This is a genomic window from Pseudoalteromonas sp. c7(2019) (assembly GCF_011378625.1).
Lineage (GTDB): Bacteria > Pseudomonadota > Gammaproteobacteria > Enterobacterales > Alteromonadaceae > Pseudoalteromonas > Pseudoalteromonas arctica.
In genome coordinates this window covers 1-19,214 of sequence record NZ_WTKS01000016.1, presented here as the reverse complement: position 1 = coordinate 19,214, position 19,214 = coordinate 1, and the positions used below count along the sequence as shown (strand labels likewise).

At 37.9% G+C, this 19,214-nt stretch carries 15 protein-coding genes and 1 tRNA gene; 12 read left to right on the top strand and 4 right to left on the bottom strand.

Annotation, left to right across the window (positions count from 1 at the left end; translation table 11 throughout):
• Positions 1-18: 18 nt before the first annotated feature.
• Positions 19-315: a ribosome assembly RNA-binding protein YhbY gene (gene yhbY, locus GQR38_RS16215; RefSeq protein WP_002963153.1), complete on the bottom strand. Its 297-nt coding sequence runs from the start codon at positions 313-315 to the stop codon at positions 19-21.
• An 88-nt stretch (positions 316-403) separates the two neighbouring features.
• Between yhbY and rlmE the strand changes: the two genes are divergently transcribed.
• From rlmE to GQR38_RS16175, 8 genes are all read left to right on the top strand, one after another.
• Positions 404-1,033, top strand: a complete 630-nt coding sequence (gene rlmE, locus GQR38_RS16210; RefSeq protein ID WP_007586629.1) for a 23S rRNA (uridine(2552)-2'-O)-methyltransferase RlmE — start codon at positions 404-406, stop codon at positions 1,031-1,033.
• 66 nt (positions 1,034-1,099) lie between these two features.
• On the top strand, positions 1,100-3,043 hold the full coding sequence (gene ftsH, locus GQR38_RS16205) for an ATP-dependent zinc metalloprotease FtsH (protein WP_033012393.1): 1,944 nt from the start codon (positions 1,100-1,102) through the stop codon (positions 3,041-3,043).
• A gap of 78 nt (positions 3,044-3,121) precedes the next feature.
• Positions 3,122-3,970, top strand: a complete 849-nt coding sequence (gene folP / locus GQR38_RS16200) for a dihydropteroate synthase (protein WP_010553862.1) — start codon at positions 3,122-3,124, stop codon at positions 3,968-3,970.
• A complete protein-coding gene (glmM, locus tag GQR38_RS16195) occupies positions 3,967-5,316 on the top strand; it encodes a phosphoglucosamine mutase (protein ID WP_007586638.1) in 1,350 nt (449 codons plus the stop codon). Before folP ends, glmM begins: the two co-directional genes overlap by 4 nt.
• Before the next feature lie 71 nt (positions 5,317-5,387).
• Complete coding sequence (tpiA, locus tag GQR38_RS16190) at positions 5,388-6,137, top strand: triose-phosphate isomerase (RefSeq protein ID WP_165721601.1); 750 nt, start codon at positions 5,388-5,390, stop codon at positions 6,135-6,137.
• Position 6,138: 1 nt separating this feature from the next.
• Entirely contained in the window at positions 6,139-6,492 is a 354-nt protein-coding gene (secG, locus tag GQR38_RS16185) for a preprotein translocase subunit SecG (protein WP_002962769.1), read from the top strand.
• Positions 6,493-6,573: 81 nt separating this feature from the next.
• A tRNA-Leu gene (locus GQR38_RS16180) sits at positions 6,574-6,658 on the top strand.
• Between the two features lie 198 nt (positions 6,659-6,856).
• The gene (locus GQR38_RS16175; RefSeq protein ID WP_024590962.1) at positions 6,857-8,482 is read left to right on the top strand and encodes a methyl-accepting chemotaxis protein; all 1,626 of its coding nucleotides are present in this window, start codon (positions 6,857-6,859) and stop codon (positions 8,480-8,482) included.
• A 442-nt stretch (positions 8,483-8,924) separates the two neighbouring features.
• Here GQR38_RS16175 and GQR38_RS16170 read toward each other — a convergent pair whose 3' ends face one another.
• The 3 genes from GQR38_RS16170 to GQR38_RS16160 form a co-directional block, all read right to left on the bottom strand.
• Positions 8,925-9,332 carry a phosphate ABC transporter substrate-binding protein gene (locus GQR38_RS16170; protein ID WP_165721602.1) on the bottom strand — a complete coding sequence of 136 codons (408 nt, stop codon included), beginning with the start codon at positions 9,330-9,332 and terminating at the stop codon, positions 8,925-8,927.
• Between the two features lie 12 nt (positions 9,333-9,344).
• On the bottom strand, positions 9,345-10,475 hold the full coding sequence (locus GQR38_RS16165) for a porin (RefSeq protein ID WP_076924484.1): 1,131 nt from the start codon (positions 10,473-10,475) through the stop codon (positions 9,345-9,347).
• A 1,020-nt stretch (positions 10,476-11,495) separates the two neighbouring features.
• Positions 11,496-12,086 (bottom strand): LuxR C-terminal-related transcriptional regulator, encoded by a 591-nt coding sequence (locus GQR38_RS16160; RefSeq protein WP_165721603.1) that lies wholly within the window; start codon positions 12,084-12,086, stop codon positions 11,496-11,498.
• A 408-nt stretch (positions 12,087-12,494) separates the two neighbouring features.
• Between GQR38_RS16160 and GQR38_RS16155 the strand changes: the two genes are divergently transcribed.
• The 4 genes from GQR38_RS16155 to GQR38_RS16140 all read left to right on the top strand — a co-directional run.
• Positions 12,495-14,717 (top strand): TonB-dependent receptor, encoded by a 2,223-nt coding sequence (locus GQR38_RS16155; RefSeq protein WP_165721604.1) that lies wholly within the window; start codon positions 12,495-12,497, stop codon positions 14,715-14,717.
• Between the two features lie 265 nt (positions 14,718-14,982).
• On the top strand, positions 14,983-16,104 hold the full coding sequence (locus tag GQR38_RS16150; protein WP_165721605.1) for a 4-phosphoerythronate dehydrogenase: 1,122 nt from the start codon (positions 14,983-14,985) through the stop codon (positions 16,102-16,104).
• Positions 16,105-16,152: 48 nt separating this feature from the next.
• On the top strand, positions 16,153-17,169 hold the full coding sequence (locus GQR38_RS16145; RefSeq protein WP_165721606.1) for an aspartate-semialdehyde dehydrogenase: 1,017 nt from the start codon (positions 16,153-16,155) through the stop codon (positions 17,167-17,169).
• Positions 17,170-17,523: 354 nt separating this feature from the next.
• Positions 17,524-19,214: FimV/HubP family polar landmark protein (locus GQR38_RS16140; protein ID WP_277344169.1), on the top strand; the 1,691-nt coding region annotated here is incomplete at its 3' end.

Genomic DNA, 19,214 nt, shown 5'->3' with positions numbered 1-19,214 from the left:
ATCCTTTAACAGGAATAATTAGTTACGCGGTAAATGTATTTTTTTCTCAACGCTTTGACGATAAAGCACAATAGTGTGACCTATCGTTTGTAGCTTAGTCGCACCAGTTTCACGTACGATTGCTTCAAAAATTAGTGCTTTTGTTTCACGATCGTCAGTTGGAACTTTAACTTTGATTAATTCGTGAATTTCTAATGCACTTTGAATTTCTACTACTACGCCTTCGGTTAAACCGTTAGAACCTAGTAAAACTACAGGCTTAAGGCTATGTGCCTGACCTTTTAAAAACTGCTTTTGTTTGTTTGATAATGTCATGTTTATACAAATTTTGCTGAATATGGCTTGAATTAAGGGTATTCTAACGCCATCTAGAGAATATTACTAATTAGTTGCGTGTTAATTTATGACAAATAAAAAACAGTCAGCCAGTTCACAGCGATGGCTGAAAGAACATTTTGATGATAAATATGTTCAAGAAGCGCAAAAAAAAGGCTGGCGTTCCCGAGCGGTTTTTAAATTAGATGAAGTACAAAATAGAGATAAAATACTTCGTCCAGGTATGACAGTTGTTGATTTAGGGGCGGCTCCAGGAAGTTGGTCTCAATATTTGGCTGAAAAAGTAGGTGACAAAGGCCAAGTGATCGCGTGTGATATATTACCGATGGATTCACTTGCGGGTGTTGACTTCTTACAAGGTGACTTTCGTGAGGAGGCTGTATTAAATGCGTTGTTAAAACGTATTGATGGTAAAAATGTTGATGTGGTACTCTCTGACATGGCACCAAATATGAGTGGTAATAACTCAGTAGATCAAGCGGGTAGTATGTATTTGGTAGAACTTGCGCTGGATATGTGTAGTCAAGTACTAAAGAAAAATGGCGCATTTATTGTTAAAGTTTTCCAAGGAGAAGGCTTTGATCAATACTTGCAAGATGTACGTAATAGTTTTAAAGCAGTGAAAATACGCAAACCTGATGCCTCACGTGCCCGTTCTCGGGAAGTATATATAGTAGCGACTGGATACAAACTGTAGTACAGTTGCTTGGCGTTTAGTTGAATTTAAATTAATTGGATACAAGAGGTTAACCCCTTGAGCGATATGGCGAAAAATTTAATACTATGGCTGGTGATTGCAGTTGTGCTGATGTCAGTCTTTCAGAGCTTTAATGGCGGCGAGCAAGTTGATCGTCAAACAAGTTACACTCAATTTGTAAAAGATGTCCGCAGTGGCTCTTTACAAGAAGTTGTTATCGACCGCGGTACAGGAAATATTACTGGTACTAAGAGCAGTGGTGAGCGTTTTCAAACAACGATGCCAATGTACGATGAAGACTTAATAAATGATTTACTTAAAAATGATGTAAATGTGAAGGGTGTACAACCTGAAGAACAATCATTCTTAGCAAGTATATTTATTTCTTGGTTCCCGATGATACTGCTTATAGGTGTATGGATATTCTTCATGCGTCAAATGCAAGGCGGCGGCGGTAAAGGCGCTATGTCATTTGGTAAGAGTAAAGCTCGCTTAATGAGTGAAGATCAAATTAAAACAACGTTTGCTGATGTTGCAGGTTGTGATGAAGCGAAAGAAGATGTTACTGAGCTGGTAGACTTTTTACGAGATCCTTCTAAGTTTCAAAAACTTGGCGGTAGTATTCCTAAAGGTGTACTAATGGTTGGTCCTCCAGGTACCGGTAAAACGTTACTTGCGAAGGCTGTTGCTGGTGAAGCTAAAGTGCCATTTTTTACAATTTCTGGTTCAGATTTTGTTGAAATGTTTGTGGGTGTTGGTGCGTCACGTGTACGTGACATGTTTGAGCAAGCTAAAAAAGCGGCGCCTTGTATTATCTTTATAGATGAGATTGACGCTGTTGGTCGTAAACGTGGTGCTGGTATGGGCGGCGGTAACGACGAACGTGAGCAAACACTTAACCAAATGCTAGTAGAAATGGATGGTTTTGGTGGTAACGAAGGTATTATCGTTATCGCAGCAACTAACCGACCAGATGTATTAGACCCTGCATTACTTCGCCCAGGTCGTTTTGACCGTCAAGTTGAAGTAGGTTTACCTGATATTCGTGGTCGTGAGCAAATACTTAAAGTACACATGCGTAAAGTGCCATTAGGCGATAACGTAGAAGCTGCTCTTATAGCACGTGGTACTCCAGGTTTCTCTGGCGCGGATTTAGCAAACTTAGTAAACGAAGCTGCACTTTATGCAGCGCGTGGTAATAAACGTGTTGTAAGTATGGCTGAATTTGACGCTGCTAAAGATAAAATCATGATGGGCGCAGAGCGCAAGACCATGGTGATGAGCGAGCAAGAAAAAGCAATGACAGCGTACCATGAAGCTGGCCATGCAATTGTTGGTCGTATGGTGCCAGAACATGATCCAGTTTATAAAGTATCTATTATTCCACGTGGCCGTGCGCTGGGTGTAACAATGTACTTGCCTGAGCAAGATCGTGTTAGTCATTCAAAAGAGCTTTTAGAATCAATGATTTCTAGCCTTTATGGTGGCCGTATTGCTGAAGCGCTTATTTACGGCGCAGATAAAGTAACAACGGGTGCAAGTAATGACATTGAACGAGCTACAGATATAGCGCGTAAAATGGTTACACATTGGGGTTTAAGTGAAAAACTAGGTCCGTTACTTTATGCTGAAGATCAGAACGAAATGTATATGGGTGGTGGCGGTAGTCGTTCATCTAGCATGTCGGACGACACGGCAAAAGTAATTGATGCAGAGGTTCGATTACTTTCAGATCGTAACTATCAAAGAGCAGAAGAAATATTAAAAGAAAATATTGATATTCTTCACTCAATGAAAGATGCGTTAATGAAATACGAAACTATTGATGCTAAGCAAATTGATGATTTAATGGCACGCCAACCAGTACGTGAACCGCGTGATGCACATGACCGTCATGAAGCTAAACCGGTAAAAGCGGAAGAACCTCAAGAACCAGTTGCTGATGAAAGTCAAAAGACTGATGATTCATCAAAAAAAGATGAAACAAACCTTGATGACAAAGCTGAATAATCGTTAAAATAGTAATGAAAGCCCCGAACTTCGGGGCTTTTTTGTATCAGCTATTTAGAAAAAGAATAAAGGTTGGCAATGACTAACATATTAAAGCTTCCGAGAGGGCGTACGCTTAATCTTGAAAAGCCCGTTATTATGGGAATATTAAATGTAACGCCGGATTCATTTTCTGATGGTGGGCAGTTTTTAGATCCCAAAATAGCGCTAAAACGCGCAATGCAATTATTAGATGACGGTGCGACAATTTTAGATATAGGGGGAGAATCTACTCGCCCAGGCGCGCCAGATGTTAGCTTAGAAGATGAACTTGCTCGAGTAATCCCCGCTATTAAAGCGATACGTCAGCACAGTGATTGCGTTATTTCAATTGATACCAGTAAAGCACAGGTAATGGAACAAGCAATACTTGCAGGGGCAGATATAGTCAATGATGTTAGAGCTTTGCAAGAAATAGACGCCTTAGAAACGGTTGCGCAGTATGAAGATGTAGCAATTTGTTTAATGCATATGCAAGGGCAGCCCCGGAGCATGCAATCGTCACCTCATTACGATAATTTGTTTGCAGATATAAGTATGTTTTTTAGTGAACGTATTAAAGCATGTGAAACAGCTGGGATTAAGTTTGAACGACTTATTCTAGACCCAGGTTTTGGATTTGGAAAAACGCTTAGTCATAACTATCAAATATTGGCTAAGTTTGATGATTTTAATAAATTAGGTTTGCCATTATTGGCCGGATTATCTCGTAAATCGATGATAGGTAATTTATTAAACAGAAATACAAATGAACGGTTAGCGGGCAGCTTAGCGGGTGCGTTAATCGCAGCGCAAAATGGCGCAAAAATTATTCGTGTACATGACGTAAAAGAAACCGCAGATGTACTTGGTGTATATCAAGCCTGCGAACAAGGAATTTCACAATGAAAGAAAGAAAATATTTTGGCACCGATGGCGTGCGTGGACTTGTAGGCGCTGCTCCAATAAACCCTGAATTTGCAATGAAGCTAGGCTGGGCTGCTGGGCGTGTATTATCGCAAAGTGGTACTAAAAAAGTAATTATTGGTAAAGATACGCGTATTTCGGGCTATATGCTTGAAACCGCACTTGAGGCTGGTTTAATTGCTGCTGGTATTGATGTTGTACTATTGGGTCCTATGCCTACACCGGCCGTTGCTTATTTAGCGCAAACATTTCGTGCTGAGGCAGGTATTGTAATTAGTGCCTCACATAATCCGTATTACGATAACGGTATTAAGTTTTTCAATGGTCAAGGCTTAAAGCTTGATGATGCAGTAGAACTTGAAATTGAAGCGATGCTTGATGAGCAAATGACATGTGTTGCTTCAGATAAATTGGGCAAAGCATCGCGTTTAGTCAGTGCGGATGGCCGCTATATAGAGTTTTGTAAGAGCCAGTTCCCGCAAGGCCTGTCTTTAGAAGGTCTTAAAATTGTTGTCGATTGCGCAAATGGCGCAACTTATCACATTGCACCTTCTGTTATGCGTGAACTTGGCGCAGAAGTAATAACACATGCGTGTGAGCCTAACGGCGTTAATATCAACCATGAATGTGGCGCTACTCACGTAGATACCCTTAAACGTAAAGTGCTTGAACTTAAAGCCGACGTAGGTATTGCATACGATGGTGATGGTGACCGCGTGATGATGGTTGATCATAATGGCCGTGTTTTTGATGGTGATGATCTGGTTTATATTATTGCTTGCCAAGCAGCCCAAGATGATAATTTGGGTGGTGGTGTAGTTGGTACTGTTATGTCTAACATGGGCCTTGAAAACGCTTTAAAAGCAAAAGGTATCGAGTTTGCTCGCAGTAAAGTAGGGGACCGCTATGTTATGGAATTACTACAGCAAAAAGGCTGGAAAATTGGCGGTGAAAGCTCAGGGCATGTACTAAACCTAGATTTAATTAGTACGGGTGATGGTATTATTTCAAGCTTACAAGTACTTGCTGCTATGGTTGCACAAAATCGCACATTGCAAGACTTAGGTGCTGGTTTTACCAAGTATCCAATGAAGATGATTAACGTGCGTTATACAGCTGGAACTGACCCGACAAAAGCACCAGAAGTGCTTTCAGCTGTAGCAGAAGTAGAGCTTGCTTTAGGCGATAAAGGCCGTGTTTTACTGCGTAAGTCAGGCACTGAACCTGTGGTTCGTGTTATGGTTGAAGCCGAGCAAGAAAAGATTGTAATAGACAGCGCTCAAAAAATTGCAGCTGTTGTAGAATCTATGAGCAAACAAACTGATTAATAACAATAATCTCTTGTAACTTTGGGCGAGAAAAGTTAATATCTCGCCCGCTTTCTAATGTGGAGTGGATAATGGCAATACGCAAGGCGATGGTCGCAGGCAACTGGAAAATGAATGGCTCTTTAGAGTTAGTTAAACAAATGTCTGACGCTATTAACGATGTAAAATCACAAGAGATGGACATTGTTTTATTTCCTCCATTCCCACTTGTACCAGCAATGGTAGCTAGCGGTGTTTCTACAGGAGCTCAAACTGTTTCTGAAAATACGCCTGGCGCATTTACTGGTGAAGTTGATGCGCAGCTTATAAAAGATTTAGGTGCAACTTACGTACTCGTTGGTCATTCTGAACGCCGCAGTATTTATAACGAAAGTAATGCAACAGTCGCTGAAAAGTTTGCTAGAGCACAGCAAGTTGGGTTAACACCAATATTATGTGTAGGCGAGAGCGAAAGTGAGCAAGCAAACGGTCAAACCGAACAAGTAGTTGCTGCACAAATTGATGCAGTAATAGAGAAATTAGGTGTAGCAGCACTGAAAGATTCTGTGATAGCATACGAGCCCGTTTGGGCCATAGGCACAGGTAAGACTGCATCGCCAGAGCAGGCACAAACTGTTCATAAATTTATCCGTGACAAAGTTGCATCACTTGATAGCAATTTAGCACAAGGGCTTGCCATCTTATATGGTGGTAGCGTTAATGAAAAAAATAGCGAATTATTATTTGCACAAACAGATATAGATGGCGGCTTAATTGGCGGCGCAAGTCTAAAAGCAGAATCTTTTACTGCAATCTGTAACAGTGCAAAAGGGACTGTATAAGATGTACGAAATTTTATTAGTAGTTTATTTAGTTGTGGCTTTGGCTCTAGTTGGAATGGTTTTAATTCAACAAGGTAAAGGCGCAGATATGGGTTCTTCATTTGGCGCTGGTGCATCAGGCACAGTTTTTGGTTCGTCAGGTGCAGGTAACTTTATGACAAAAACAACCACAAGCTTAGCAACGGTATTTTTTGTATTAAGCATTGTGTTAGGAAACCTAACTGCTGGTCAAATTAAAAAGACTGACGAATGGGAAAACCTAGAAGCAGCTCCAGCAGTAGAAACAGTAGTTCCTGTTGAAGAAGATGTTCCAGTAACATCTACTAAAGAGCAAAGCTCTGACGTACCAAACTAATTTAGCGTAAAGCTATCGTTAAACGATTTATAGTCCTCAAATAAATCACATGTTTAACAATTAAGCGAAAGCTTAAAAAATGCGGATGTGGTGGAATTGGTAGACACGCCACCTTGAGGGGGTGGTGCTTTAGGGCATGGGGGTTCAAGTCCCCCCATCCGCACCAAATTTAGAAACCAGTAGCAGTGATGTTACTGGTTTTTTTGTATCTGTAATTTATTGTGATTGTTTTATGAGCGATGTGTGTTTATTGTTAAATAATTCTTCTATTTGTTAGAAAAAACTAGAAATATTACAAATTTAGCTCACACTTATAGATATCAAGCCGATAATAGATATAGACAATAAAATAAGGTAGCACAGTATGGCTTCAGGCTTCTCTTTTCAAAACCTAAGCATAACAAAAAAAATACATGCAATAACATGCATTGCGGTAGTGGCTTTCATAGTGATCGTATTGATAAACTATTTAGCTATGAATGATAATAAGGTTTCTCTCGATGAAATGAGTAACTCATCGTATAAGGTTGTAAAAATAACGTCGCAAAACGTAGGGCTTTTAGAAAAACTTGATGAACTTTATACCCAAGCGGTTACGTTTGGTGAGCAAGATCTTATAGTTAAAGCAGACGAGGTATATCAAACTTTAGAGTCTAATATTACCTTAATAACGCAACTTAATAACTCCTACATTAATAACGATATTATTAATGAGTTGTCAGATTATGAAAAAATATCCTCAAGTATTGCTACAGGTATGGTTAACGGTACTGCTGATTTTAGTAAGATTCAGCAACAAGCGCAGCTTAAAACAAGTTTATATGGATCTGTCTTAGAAAGTTTTAAAGGCGCTCAACAAAAAGCGGATAATCGTTTTTTTGAACTGGTTGCCAACACTAAAGCGCGCTCTGATGAAGCATTAACTCTAATGTTAGCTGTATCCATTATTTCATTAATTTTATTATTGTTTATGGCTATTTGGATTGCTAAGAATATAGGTTCATCTGCGAGTGATGCAGCTAACAACCTTAGTTTATTAGCAAGCGGCAATGGTTCTTTAAGCACACAGCTATCTGTTAACTCAGAAGACGAAATTGGCCAAGTCTCTATTAATTTTAACGCATTTATTTCCTTACTAAGAGAAACAGTTCTTGAAGTTATTGCTGTATGTGAGCCTTTAATGGAAAACTCAACACGATTAGTTCAAGGTATGGAACAAGCTGAGCGTGCTACAACAAAGCAAACCACTGATGCTGAAATTGTTAAGCAATCTATGGAAGAAATGAAACAGAGTGTTGGTGATATATCAGAATCTGCAGCTAACGCTTCTCACGCTGCTGAAACGGCCGAGAAAGAAGTTGAACAAAGTCGTACACAAGTACAGATGTCAGTTACCGCTTCTCGTACGCTCAGTGATGAAATTAATCGAGCTGCAGGGACTATTAATAAGCTTGCGGACGATACAAAAAATGTATCGCAGATTTTGAATGTAATTACGTCTATTGCAGATCAGACAAACTTACTTGCTCTTAATGCTGCTATTGAAGCTGCACGAGCAGGTGAACATGGAAGAGGCTTTGCTGTAGTGGCAGATGAGGTTCGTGAACTGGCTTCTCGCACTGCACATTCTACTAATGAAATACGTGAACTATTGGGATCATTAACGACTGCCGCAAATGAATCTGTAGCTGCTATGACTTCAGCACGTGATATGGCAACAGATAATGCTACAGCCGCAGAAAAAACAGGTATTTCAATAGAGAAAATCGCAGAGCAAATGTTAGAAATTAATGGTATGAATTCGCAAATAGCAGCAGCGACTGAGGAACAAACATCCGTTGCAGCTATGGTAGTAGATAATGTGTCAAATATGCATGTATCGTTCGAAGATACTATGGACTCACTACTTGCTGTACGCGACGTAGCCAAAAACCTACATTACCTATCTGATAACCTATTAGATGCAACCGCTAAGTTTAGAATCGAGTAAAGCTTAGTACTGAGTCAGTATAAAAATCTACCCTAGGGTTGATGCCAGTTAGTTAACCGCTGACTGGCTTTTTTGTTTGGATATCTGGTTTGACATACCTAGTATATGTCCACTCCCGCTTTATTAGTAATATGTGATGCTCTACTTTAGCTTACTATTGCTCTATTTATTTAGGGATACTCCCTGAGTTCACAATAAACATAGTCTGAATTAAGTTAATAATATTAATTGCACACGTCGTAACACTCAGTTGACAGAAGTCTTCTGAATTGGGTGCGTAGCTATTGGCTAGAGAAAGTGTTGTAGTGGGTTGCAAAAAAAAGGCCTCTGAATAAATTCAGAAGCCTTCATAAACGAACCAGAAGGCCGGTTTATCGATTGGTTAAATATTTCTCAACCTATCTGTATTAACCTCTGGGTGGTTTTTATATCAATTTCACTGCTAAAAGGTCGCAATTACTTTTACTTTATCGGTCACTTTAGCACTATCAACATAGCCAATTGCATTTCCATTAGCTGCAACAAAATCAATAACAGCTTGGTCAGTTGTTAGTTTTTCAGGCGGGGTACCTTTACCTGTAAATACAAGCTTTGACCAATATGCATTTAACTGACTGCTAGACTTACCCACTACTTTGTCGTTAAATTCATCAGCTACAGATGTACCGTCTTGATTTATAGGATTAACTTTATCGCCATTACTAAATGACTTACTTTTTCCCAGATAAATCTTTTTTATTGTGTCAGCATCTACAGAGCTAGCATTGCTTGGATTAATAATCACAGCAACTTCTGCAAATACATTAATTGAGCACAATGAAAGTGCACTTACTAAAATTAATTTTTTCATCATAAGCTCCAATTAAAAGACAAGATCTACACCGACAGCTACAACATCCGTCTCTGTATCAGTTATGTCATCTTCAAAACGACTAAAGTCGATCTTGAAAGCAGCGGAAGGATGAAAATCATAACGTGCACCAATTGTGTATACGTTACTTTGTGCACGAAGACCTTCAAGAGCACCATTTACAGCTGAATTTAAGGTTGGTATTGACTCAATGGTATTAAAACGTGATGAGTCATGTTTGTCATCATTGTCTTCATAAGTAAAATGAACAATTACACTGTCAATACGGTAACCAACTGATGCGTAATACTGTGACTGTTCTGGTAGTATACTGTCTTCAACCTCAAATTGCGTATATTCGGCATCAAACAAAAAGTTTTCATAATCAATAGAAAAACCAACGCCAACGAAGCTCGTTTTATCTTCTTCAGTGATTAGGTCATTCGCAGTATTAGTTAAGCCACTATCAGACAATACACTTACGAGACCAATTAGGCCGCTATCCTCTGAAGAAATGCTAGTGTCGGCCACAATGTATGCAGCTCGCGCACTGAACCAGTCGTATGATAGACTCCAGTTTATACCGCCTAAATTATTTAATTCAGCAGGTAATTCTGTTCCAAATACGTCAATATCACCATCGAATGCACCATAAAAGCCTTGAAGCGTAGAATCCCAATCACCCAATTGAGAGCTGTAAACTACACTAACGCCTTCATAAGTTGAAAATGGGATACCGTATACTGATTTTGGCGGACGTACCCAGCGATAAGCATAACCTACATCCAAGAAATCAGAATACTTGTAAAAAGGAACACGCATTTTACCAGCGCTAAATTGCAGTTCATCGCTGTATTCATAAGTAACGTATGCCCATTCGAATGTAGCGTCAAAGTCATCCTCTCCACGCGCAATAATTTGAGCCGTAGCTGTTAGCTTTTCATGTAGGTCTGCAGATAATTGTAAAGCGAATTTACTCTCATTTTTAAAAGAGATATCGTCATCATAGCCGTACAAAGTACTGTCACTATCCAGACTTTTACCACCGACAATTGATGCAAAACCATTAATTCTTACCTCAGCACTAGCATAGCTAGATGCTAAAACTGCACATACAGCCACTGCTACAGATAGCTTTTTCATATGTTGTTCCTATTTGTTATTTAAATGTTGATTTCTTTATTAGTATAAGTGCATAACGAGTATTTATCTAATAAACAGAATGGTTTAAGGTTTTTATTTAATTTTTAGTCAATATTATTTTGTTTTTTAAATTAATCAGGTGCGAATGTTTGTGTTTAAAAATGTTTAGCCCTGTCTTCGGGTACAAAAATATGCCTCCTGTAACTTATTTTTATAATTTTATCTGTAAGCCATCAGAGCTGTATTTACTGCTACATAAAGTTGCTATTACTTAACTCTATGTATTTCACATAAGTTACTTGGTTTAAATGTTTATATTTTATGTAAATATATAGTCGAAATTATTAATAAGTAAAGTTAGCTATAAGCAAATAGCAACTTTCTAAACGGAAGTTTTATTATAGGATTAAATTTTTTTTAGCGAGATTGTCCAAAGGAAATAGCGCTCATGAAGAAGCTAACTTGTTTTTTATTATGCTGCTTTGCAATGAATGCATACGGTTACGATGAAGTAAGTCTTTTGATAGATTATATCTCGCTATTTAGCGTCTCCATTACACAAAATAATACTTTGCAGTACTTTCAGATGGCCTCGTGAGTATAAAACTAGTGATTAATTGTAATTCACCTATGGAGAGTCAAGCATTCTGAAAGTGGTGGCCTTCGTTATCAGTAATTACTACTCTAGGGCCTGGTCCATTATTTGCTGGAGATCTGAAAGTTTGTGGTGCCGGGCCACTGCTTTATACAATAAGTAATATCAATACCTTGTAATTATTTCAGGTATTAATAAATAGTAAGGAGAAAAGTATAATTTTTATTTGCAGTATTAAGTTCGAAAAAGTGGATTTTTGATATTGACTCGACATGAAAGGCACTTCCAGAGTGCTGTTTAAGAAAAGAAAGTTGCTGGTTGTATAGGGTATTTAAGTGGGTCCAACTTTGACTTTATGCTTTCAGTTGAAATAATAATTCAGAGTCAAAGTCGAGTAGATACAATAAGGTTTCAAATAAGCTCGCTTAACTATTGATCTTATTTAAGTTTTTTTGACACCAAAGTAATGCTTGTTGCTTATTTTTTACAGCAATTTTTTGGTAAACCTTGTGTAGGTGGACGCGAACAGTAGCTTCACTTATAAATAAAGTGTCGGCAATTGCACTTGAATGTAAGCCAGAAAATAATAAGTTTAATACTTTCATTTCCTTGCAGGTTAAGTTGTTTGATTGCAGAGTAGTTTGTTGTTCACTCGCTAGCATTTGCCTCATCCAATCATCGGTTACTGCACGAGGGAACCATAACTTTCCTTGTTCAATGGCTTCTAATCCTTGTTGAAGTAGTACTTCGTCAGTACCTTCGTAAAACAATCCTTTTAAATTTGGCCACTCTTTTAATGCTAGTACATCGCAGTCTTTTGGGACATCAAAAATTACCAGTCCTTGGTGACCATTTTTTAGCATGAATTGATTAATAAGTTCATAATTGGTAATGACGTTTAAAGCTTGATAATTAACAAGTAAAACGTTGAAGTCAGCTGCAACACAAAAAAGTGAAGTGTAATTTGGATTTGTGAAGCATTTGAGGCTTTTATCAGCTGTGTTTTCAATATTCATAATATTCTATCCATAGACTACATTTTAGTACTATATTCTTATTTTTAGTTAATTTCAATGGTAGGAGAATGTGTTGTAGCTCTTTTTTTATACACTAAAGTACATGTGTAAAGTACGTTTTATGTGCTTTTTAAAATTGTATTTATGCGGTTTTTTGTTTTAAAACAGCTTTTTAGTGAGGTTGATATTAATGTTCTTTATTTATGATAATCCATCTAAAGCTAACAATGCTTAAGTCGCTTTTATTCTTTATACATTTATTTAAATAATTTATACATTTCTTCACAATTCTGTCATATAATGCCCATCCAGAGGAAAGATGCATTACGCATCTTTTTTTATGCCTGAAATTTATACTCTTAAGTATAAATGCATAACTAAATCACACGGTATCCTTTGGAGAATATTTTGAAATTACGTAACCTCTCACAATTAAGTCTAGCAATTTTTGCTGCACTCACTACCTCTGTAAACGCCGAAGAAACTAAAACAACAGCTAAACAAGATGCTTTTGAAAAGATAGAAGTAACAGCTCGTAAACGTACAGAGAGCCTGTTTGAATCTCCAACCGCTATCACTTCAATTGGCGCTAACCTAATTGATAAAGCCAATATGAGTAACCTAGAAGATATTGGTAAATATGTTCCAAATTTAAATATTACCCGCTATGGCGTAGGCAATTCTGCGCATGCGTCTGTATTTATCCGTGGTATAGGTTTGCAAGATCACATAATAACTACCGATCCGGGTGTGGGTGTGTATCTTGATGGTGTGTACTTAGGTCGTCAAATGGGTTCTAACTTATCATTACCTAATGTTGAGCGTGTTGAAGTGCTTCGTGGCCCACAAGGTACTTTATATGGCCGTAATACATTAGGTGGCGCTGTAAATGTAATTACAAAGCAACCTGGTGATGAAGGTATTGTTACTACTACAGCTAAGCTGGGAAGTCGTGGACGTATTGCCGGTGATGTTTATTTTAATAACTCACTAACAGATGATGTAAGTATGTCTGCAAGTGCATCGTATAAAACACGTGATGGTGTGGGCGAAGCTGTTAATTTAGCAAACCCAGAAAAAGAAATTGGTGAAGAAGAAGAATTTAGTGGTCGTGTTGCACTTAAATGGCAAGCAAATACCGACTTAGCATTCACTTTTTCTTTAGATGGTGTTGATAACGAATCTGGCCAATCGCCTTATACTATTGAATTGACAGACCCACTAGACTCAAATGATGTGTTTAATGGCGACTTCCCATTATTGACTCAAGATTTAATTCCATCAGACCCTGATGATTTAGGCACAACTGTTGCGGGTATTGAATCTACCTCTTACTCAGGTTGGGGCACATCGTTTTCAGCCGATTGGGCAATTAACGATACTTTTACTACTAAGTTTATCTCAAGTTACCGTACATCTGAGTATGAAGGTGGCCTAGATGATGATGCATCACCTTTAAACTTGTCTGAGTTTCCAGAGGAGGGCGGTGCTGATCAATACTCTTTTGAAGTTCAGCTAAATGCAACATTCGATAATATGGACTTTGTATCTGGTCTTTACTTTTTTAATGAAGATGGCTTTACACGTTCAGGCCCATTTGTATTCAGCCCATTTAATACACCTAATGGCTTGTTGAATGATGGTGTAACAGAATCATTTGGCGGTTACGGCGAATTTGAAATTAACCAAGAAACTAATTCGTATGCAGCATATATAAATGCCAGCTACGATTTAACTGACGATTTAACGGTTGGTGGTGGTCTTCGTTATTCAAAAGATAAGAAAGATGCAAATGCTATATTCCCATCATTTCCAACTCGTAAATATGTAAGTGCAGATTTTGATGCGGTTACGTGGGATGTAAATGCATCTTATCAGCTTAGCAATAATATGAATGTTTATGGCCAGATTCAAAAAGGCTATCAAACAGGTGGTTTTCCACCGCGTCCATTTGGTGGACCAGATCAATTTGTATCGTTTGACGAAACAAAAGCGATTAACTACGAAATGGGCTTAAAAGGCCAAGTACACGAAAATGTATCTATGATGCTTGCGGTATTTGTGACTGATTACACCGATTTAGCATTACCGTTTTCAGATCCAACAGCGGGTGGTGGCTTTGTAACAATTGTAGAAAATGCGGGTCAATCTAAAGCGCAAGGTATTGAGCTTGAAACAACTGTTGCTATTACCGATGACTTTACTATTCGTAGTGCAGTTGGTTATTTAGATTCTGAAATAACAGAAGTGGCTGAGGGCGTACAAGGCATAGGTAAAGGCGATTCACCAGCACTGACGCCACGCTGGACTGTCATGGTTGCACCTTCTTACTTTATGGATTTAGAGAGTGGCGCAACACTTGCGTTTAATGCTAATTATTCGTATCGCAGTGAAATGCAAGGTCAATCAGTTTACAACCAAAGTGAGACCATTGATTCTCGTGAACTAGTTGGTTTTAATATTTCGTACACTAATCCATATGGCGATATGGAAGTTACACTGTATGGTGAAAACGTTCTAAACGAAGTTTACGATGTTGGTCGCCTACAACAATCAGGTTTTGTTGGGGTAATGCGCAGTAATGACCGCAGTGAATTTGGTTTGAAATTCAAAAAAGATTTTGAGCTATAAACTAAAATCAAGTAAATAAAATTCAATGTAATTGACGTTTATTTTTCATAATAAAGGCCGAATCATGCTGTGATTCGGCCTTTATATATTCAATAGTAAAATTATTATCCACATAATTTAAATCCCTAATTTAAATTGCTGATTTAAAACAATCAACATAACCACTTTTAAGTATTTGTATCAGCTAAAATGCGCCTTTTTAGTTTGTGTAAAGGCTTGGTTGTTCGTTACAATGGCGCCACTTAATTGCCAAACGGACTCAGTGATGAAAATTCTTGCCGATCAAAATATGCCTTTAGTTGAGCAGTACTTTGCAGACTTTGGTGAGGTTGAGCGTTTTGATGGTCGTAAATTAATGCCTGAACAATTAATAAATGTAGATGTACTCCTTACTCGTTCAGTGACTAATGTTAATCATGAACTATTGGCACAAGCTAACAAGCTGAGCTTTGTGGGCACTGCCACAATTGGCATTGACCATATTGATACGCAATTACTACATGATAGAAATATTGCTTTTACCAGTGCTCCTGGTTGTAATGCAGTTGCTGTAGCTGAATATGTAATTAGTAGTTTATTTGCATTAAGCCAAGAAAATGCGCGCCCATTGTGTGGTCAAACAATTGGTATTGTAGGAATGGGTAACATTGGCACGTGTTTGTCGCAAAAATTAAAAGCATTAAATGTCGACTTACTGTTATGCGATCCAATTAAGCACGAACAGGGCTTACTACAAGAGCATGTAGCGCTTGATGAGTTATTAGCGCAATCAGATGTTGTTACTTTTCATGTTCCACTTATTAAAAGTGGCGAGCACAAAACGCTGCACATGATGAATAAAGAGCGATTACAAGCACTTAAACCAGGAACCACGCTAATTAATGCAAGCCGAGGCGACGTAATTGATAATCAAGCATTGCTTGAGGTAATGGAAGCTGGGGCTGATTTAGATATAGTACTTGATGTATGGGAAAAAGAGCCCAATATTCTAACTGAATTACTAGAGCATGTGCGTTATGCCAGTGTGCATATCGCAGGGCATACACTTGAGGGGAAAGCACGAGGTACACAAATGTTGTATCAAAAATTGTGTGACCTAAAAGGTGTAGAGGTGAGTAAATCGTTGGATGATTTTTTACCAATACCTGCTATTACACATGCAACTGTTACGCAAAGCCTTAGCGAGCAAGATATTGCCCGTTTGGTGCATTTAATTTATGACGTACGCCGCGATGACGGAATTTTACTTCGTCATTTAGAAGGTGAGGGCTTTGATAGTTTACGTAAAAATTATCCGGTAAGGCGAGAATTTAGCACCTTATTCCTACAAGGTGATAGCCCACAACTTGCAGCACTTAGTCAACTTGGCTTTAGCATAGCTAAATAATTATTTAACTAACGATGTTGTTTTAATGTCGTTTATAGAGGAAGAAATATGTCGCAAAAATATAACGTTGCCGTACTTGGCGCTACTGGTTTAGTAGGCCGTCAAATCATTGAAACGCTAGCAGATCGTAAGTTTCCTGTAGATCAGCTTTTTTTACTTGCGAGCAGCCGCAGCGCAGGTGAAGACATAAAGTTTCGTGGTGAGACCATTGAAGTAGTTGACGTTGAAGGCTTTGATTTTAGCCAAGCGCATATAGGTTTGTTTTCTGCTGGTGGTAGTGTATCTGAAAAATATGCTCCTATTGCTGCTGATGCCGGCTGTATTGTAATCGATAATACATCGCACTTTAGAAATGATTTTGAAATCCCACTAGTGGTGCCAGAAGTTAATGCTTCAAGCCTAGCTGATTTTAGGAATCGTAATATTATTGCTAACCCTAACTGTTCAACTATTCAGATGATGCTAGCACTTAAACCAATTTATGATGCTTACGGAATAGACCGTATTAACGTATCTACTTACCAAGCTGTATCGGGCGCAGGTAAAGAAGCGGTTGATGAACTTGCAAAGCAAACAGCTAACTTGATGAATGCACGCCCTATGGATAATAAAGTATTTCCAAAGCAAATTGCATTTAACGTTATTCCTCAAATTGATAGCTTTGAGGATAATGGCTATACACGCGAAGAAATGAAAATGGTAAATGAAACTCATAAAATTTTGGGTGATACCACTATTGCAGTAAATCCTACCTGTGTACGTGTTCCCGTGTTTTTTGGTCACTCAGAATCAATTAATATTGAAACGCGCATGCCTTATGACTTTGAACACGTTAAGCAACTTTTAAAAGACGCGCCTGGTGTCGAGCTAATTGATGATGAAGGTGATTACCCTACAGCAGTGTCTGACGCTAGTGGTAACGATACTGTTTATATAGGCCGATTACGTGCTGATATTTCTCATCCTCATGGATTAAACATGTGGGTTGTAAGTGATAACACTCGCAAAGGTGCTGCAACTAACAGTATTCAAATTGCAGAAGAGCTTATTGCTAATTACATGTAATAGTTAATAGCGCTGAACACACTTTCGAAGCGGTAAACATTATTTGTTTGCCGCTTTTTGTTTATAGAGCTTGTCAATTTTTTGCCGTTTATTTTTAAAAGTATAAAAACTGATTGATAACACTCAATAAATTAATATTTATAAAGATGTTTTAAGGCATTTATTTTCAAGGTGTTGCGATGGATATTAAGCCTTAACTGGTTTATAGTTTGTAATTGGAATAGAGCTTGCAATAAAAATAGATTGTAATAATAAATGCGAGTCAGTCATTTGGCTGATAACAGCAATAATCAACAATATTTATGCACTTAAGCTTTAAGTGTTTTGTTAATATTTAAATATTAAAGGATCAGCATGCGCGGTTTAGTTACACTTATTATATTAGCGTCTGCATTGATAGTAACGCCAGTTTACTCTCAAGACAGTACCCAATTAAAGGGGCCTAAAGGCGTTGACTATGGTGCGCAAGGGCGATCTATTGGGCCAATTAAACCAACAGACACACTTTGGCGTATAGCGGCTAAAGTGCGCCCAGATAACTCCGTCAGCATTTATCAAGTTATGCAGGCCTTGTATAACAAAAACCCCAACTCATTTTTAGAACAAAATCTTAATCATATTCAAAATGGTGCCTATTTAAAAATCCCTACTTTAGCCGAAATAAAAGGTGTAAATACACAGCTTGCAAAACAACGCTCAGAGCAAGATGATGCATTATGGGAAAAGAAAAAAAATGGCACACTTACGCAAAGCGAAATTACCTCAGCACAAACAAAAGTAACCCAAGCTCGTAAAGTCGACGTAGACGATGCCAAAAAAGAGATACAGAAAGAATTAAATGAAATAAAAACAGAGCAAAGTACTAAGCTGGTTGAGTTACAACAACAATTTAAAAATTCTGTAAGCAATGTAGAAGAAATTTTAGTTGAGAATAATAATCTTAAAAAACAATTATCAGGTATTTCAAACGAACTCGAAAACTTACGCTTACAGTTAGGACAAGACAGTGAAATTCAAAATCAATTAAAAGAACTAATTGTTAAGCAAAACGAGATTATTGCACAACAAAAAAAACAAGAGATAGTACCAAAAGAATCGTTTGATTTAAGCTCATTATTTTCAAATCCGATAGTGCTGGGTTTATTAATGTTTATTCCTGGGCTACTGATTATTTTTGCAATTGTTATGTTTTTACGCAAACGAGCAAGTAATCAAGAAGAGCCACAAAACGATGATGACTTTTTACCACAAACCCCAATTTACACTGGCGATGATGATTTAGGTCCAAGTTTAAATGACGATCCAATTGTACCCGACCCTTTAGATGACTTGAGTGTTCAACTTGATGATAATCTTGAAAATGATATGTTGCCTGATGATGATTTAGATGACGGCCTAGATGATTTTTCAGGTGGTGAGAATTTACTCGATCAGGATGAGCTTGAAAGTCTACTAAGTGATGACATTGTTTTTGATGATGAAAATACCGATGACGATGATGAACTCGATATTTTTATGCAGCAAGGGTTTGATCAACCTTCAGATGAAAACGCTGAAGATATTGATTTAGACTTATCTGATGACTCAATAAACAATGATGAAATTCTAACTAATGACGATTTAGATAGCTTGTTTGATGAAGACGATAGTCTACCTGAGTTTGATGCACCGCAAACAAGCGAAGCTTTAGAGGATGATAGCTTAGAGTCTCATGATGAAATGGCGGCTTTAAGTGAGGAGCTTGCAGATGATGATAATTTTGATATAGATGAATTATTAGATCAAACATCAACAGAATTAGATACCTCAAATAACACTTCAGCTGAACTTGATACAAGCGACGACTTTGATTTAGACGATATAGATAGCTTAATTGATGAAGCGAATGACCCAAAAAGTGATGTGGCAGATGACTCAATTGATGCAGAGTTACTCGACGAAGATGAACTTCTAGAAGAAAGCGACGATTTTGATTTAGATGACATAGATAGCTTAATTGATGAAGCAGCGGTTGACACTGCAGATGATTCATTAGTTGAGGAAAG

Bases quoted from the DNA above. Each gene is read 5' to 3' on its own strand.
- GQR38_RS16150 (WP_165721605.1), top strand. From the start codon at position 14,983: ATGAAAATTCTTGCCGATCAAAATATGCCTTTAGTTGAGCAGTACTTT.
- folP (WP_010553862.1), top strand. From the start codon at position 3,122: ATGACTAACATATTAAAGCTTCCGAGAGGGCGTACGCTTAATCTTGAA.
- secG (WP_002962769.1), top strand. From the start codon at position 6,139: ATGTACGAAATTTTATTAGTAGTTTATTTAGTTGTGGCTTTGGCTCTA.
- tpiA (WP_165721601.1), top strand. From the start codon at position 5,388: ATGGCAATACGCAAGGCGATGGTCGCAGGCAACTGGAAAATGAATGGC.
- GQR38_RS16160 (WP_165721603.1), bottom strand. From the start codon at position 12,086: ATGAATATTGAAAACACAGCTGATAAAAGCCTCAAATGCTTCACAAAT.
- GQR38_RS16170 (WP_165721602.1), bottom strand. From the start codon at position 9,332: ATGAAAAAATTAATTTTAGTAAGTGCACTTTCATTGTGCTCAATTAAT.
- glmM (WP_007586638.1), top strand. From the start codon at position 3,967: ATGAAAGAAAGAAAATATTTTGGCACCGATGGCGTGCGTGGACTTGTA.
- GQR38_RS16175 (WP_024590962.1), top strand. From the start codon at position 6,857: ATGGCTTCAGGCTTCTCTTTTCAAAACCTAAGCATAACAAAAAAAATA.
- yhbY (WP_002963153.1), bottom strand. From the start codon at position 315: ATGACATTATCAAACAAACAAAAGCAGTTTTTAAAAGGTCAGGCACAT.
- GQR38_RS16165 (WP_076924484.1), bottom strand. From the start codon at position 10,475: ATGAAAAAGCTATCTGTAGCAGTGGCTGTATGTGCAGTTTTAGCATCT.
- ftsH (WP_033012393.1), top strand. From the start codon at position 1,100: ATGGCGAAAAATTTAATACTATGGCTGGTGATTGCAGTTGTGCTGATG.
- GQR38_RS16145 (WP_165721606.1), top strand. From the start codon at position 16,153: ATGTCGCAAAAATATAACGTTGCCGTACTTGGCGCTACTGGTTTAGTA.
- rlmE (WP_007586629.1), top strand. From the start codon at position 404: ATGACAAATAAAAAACAGTCAGCCAGTTCACAGCGATGGCTGAAAGAA.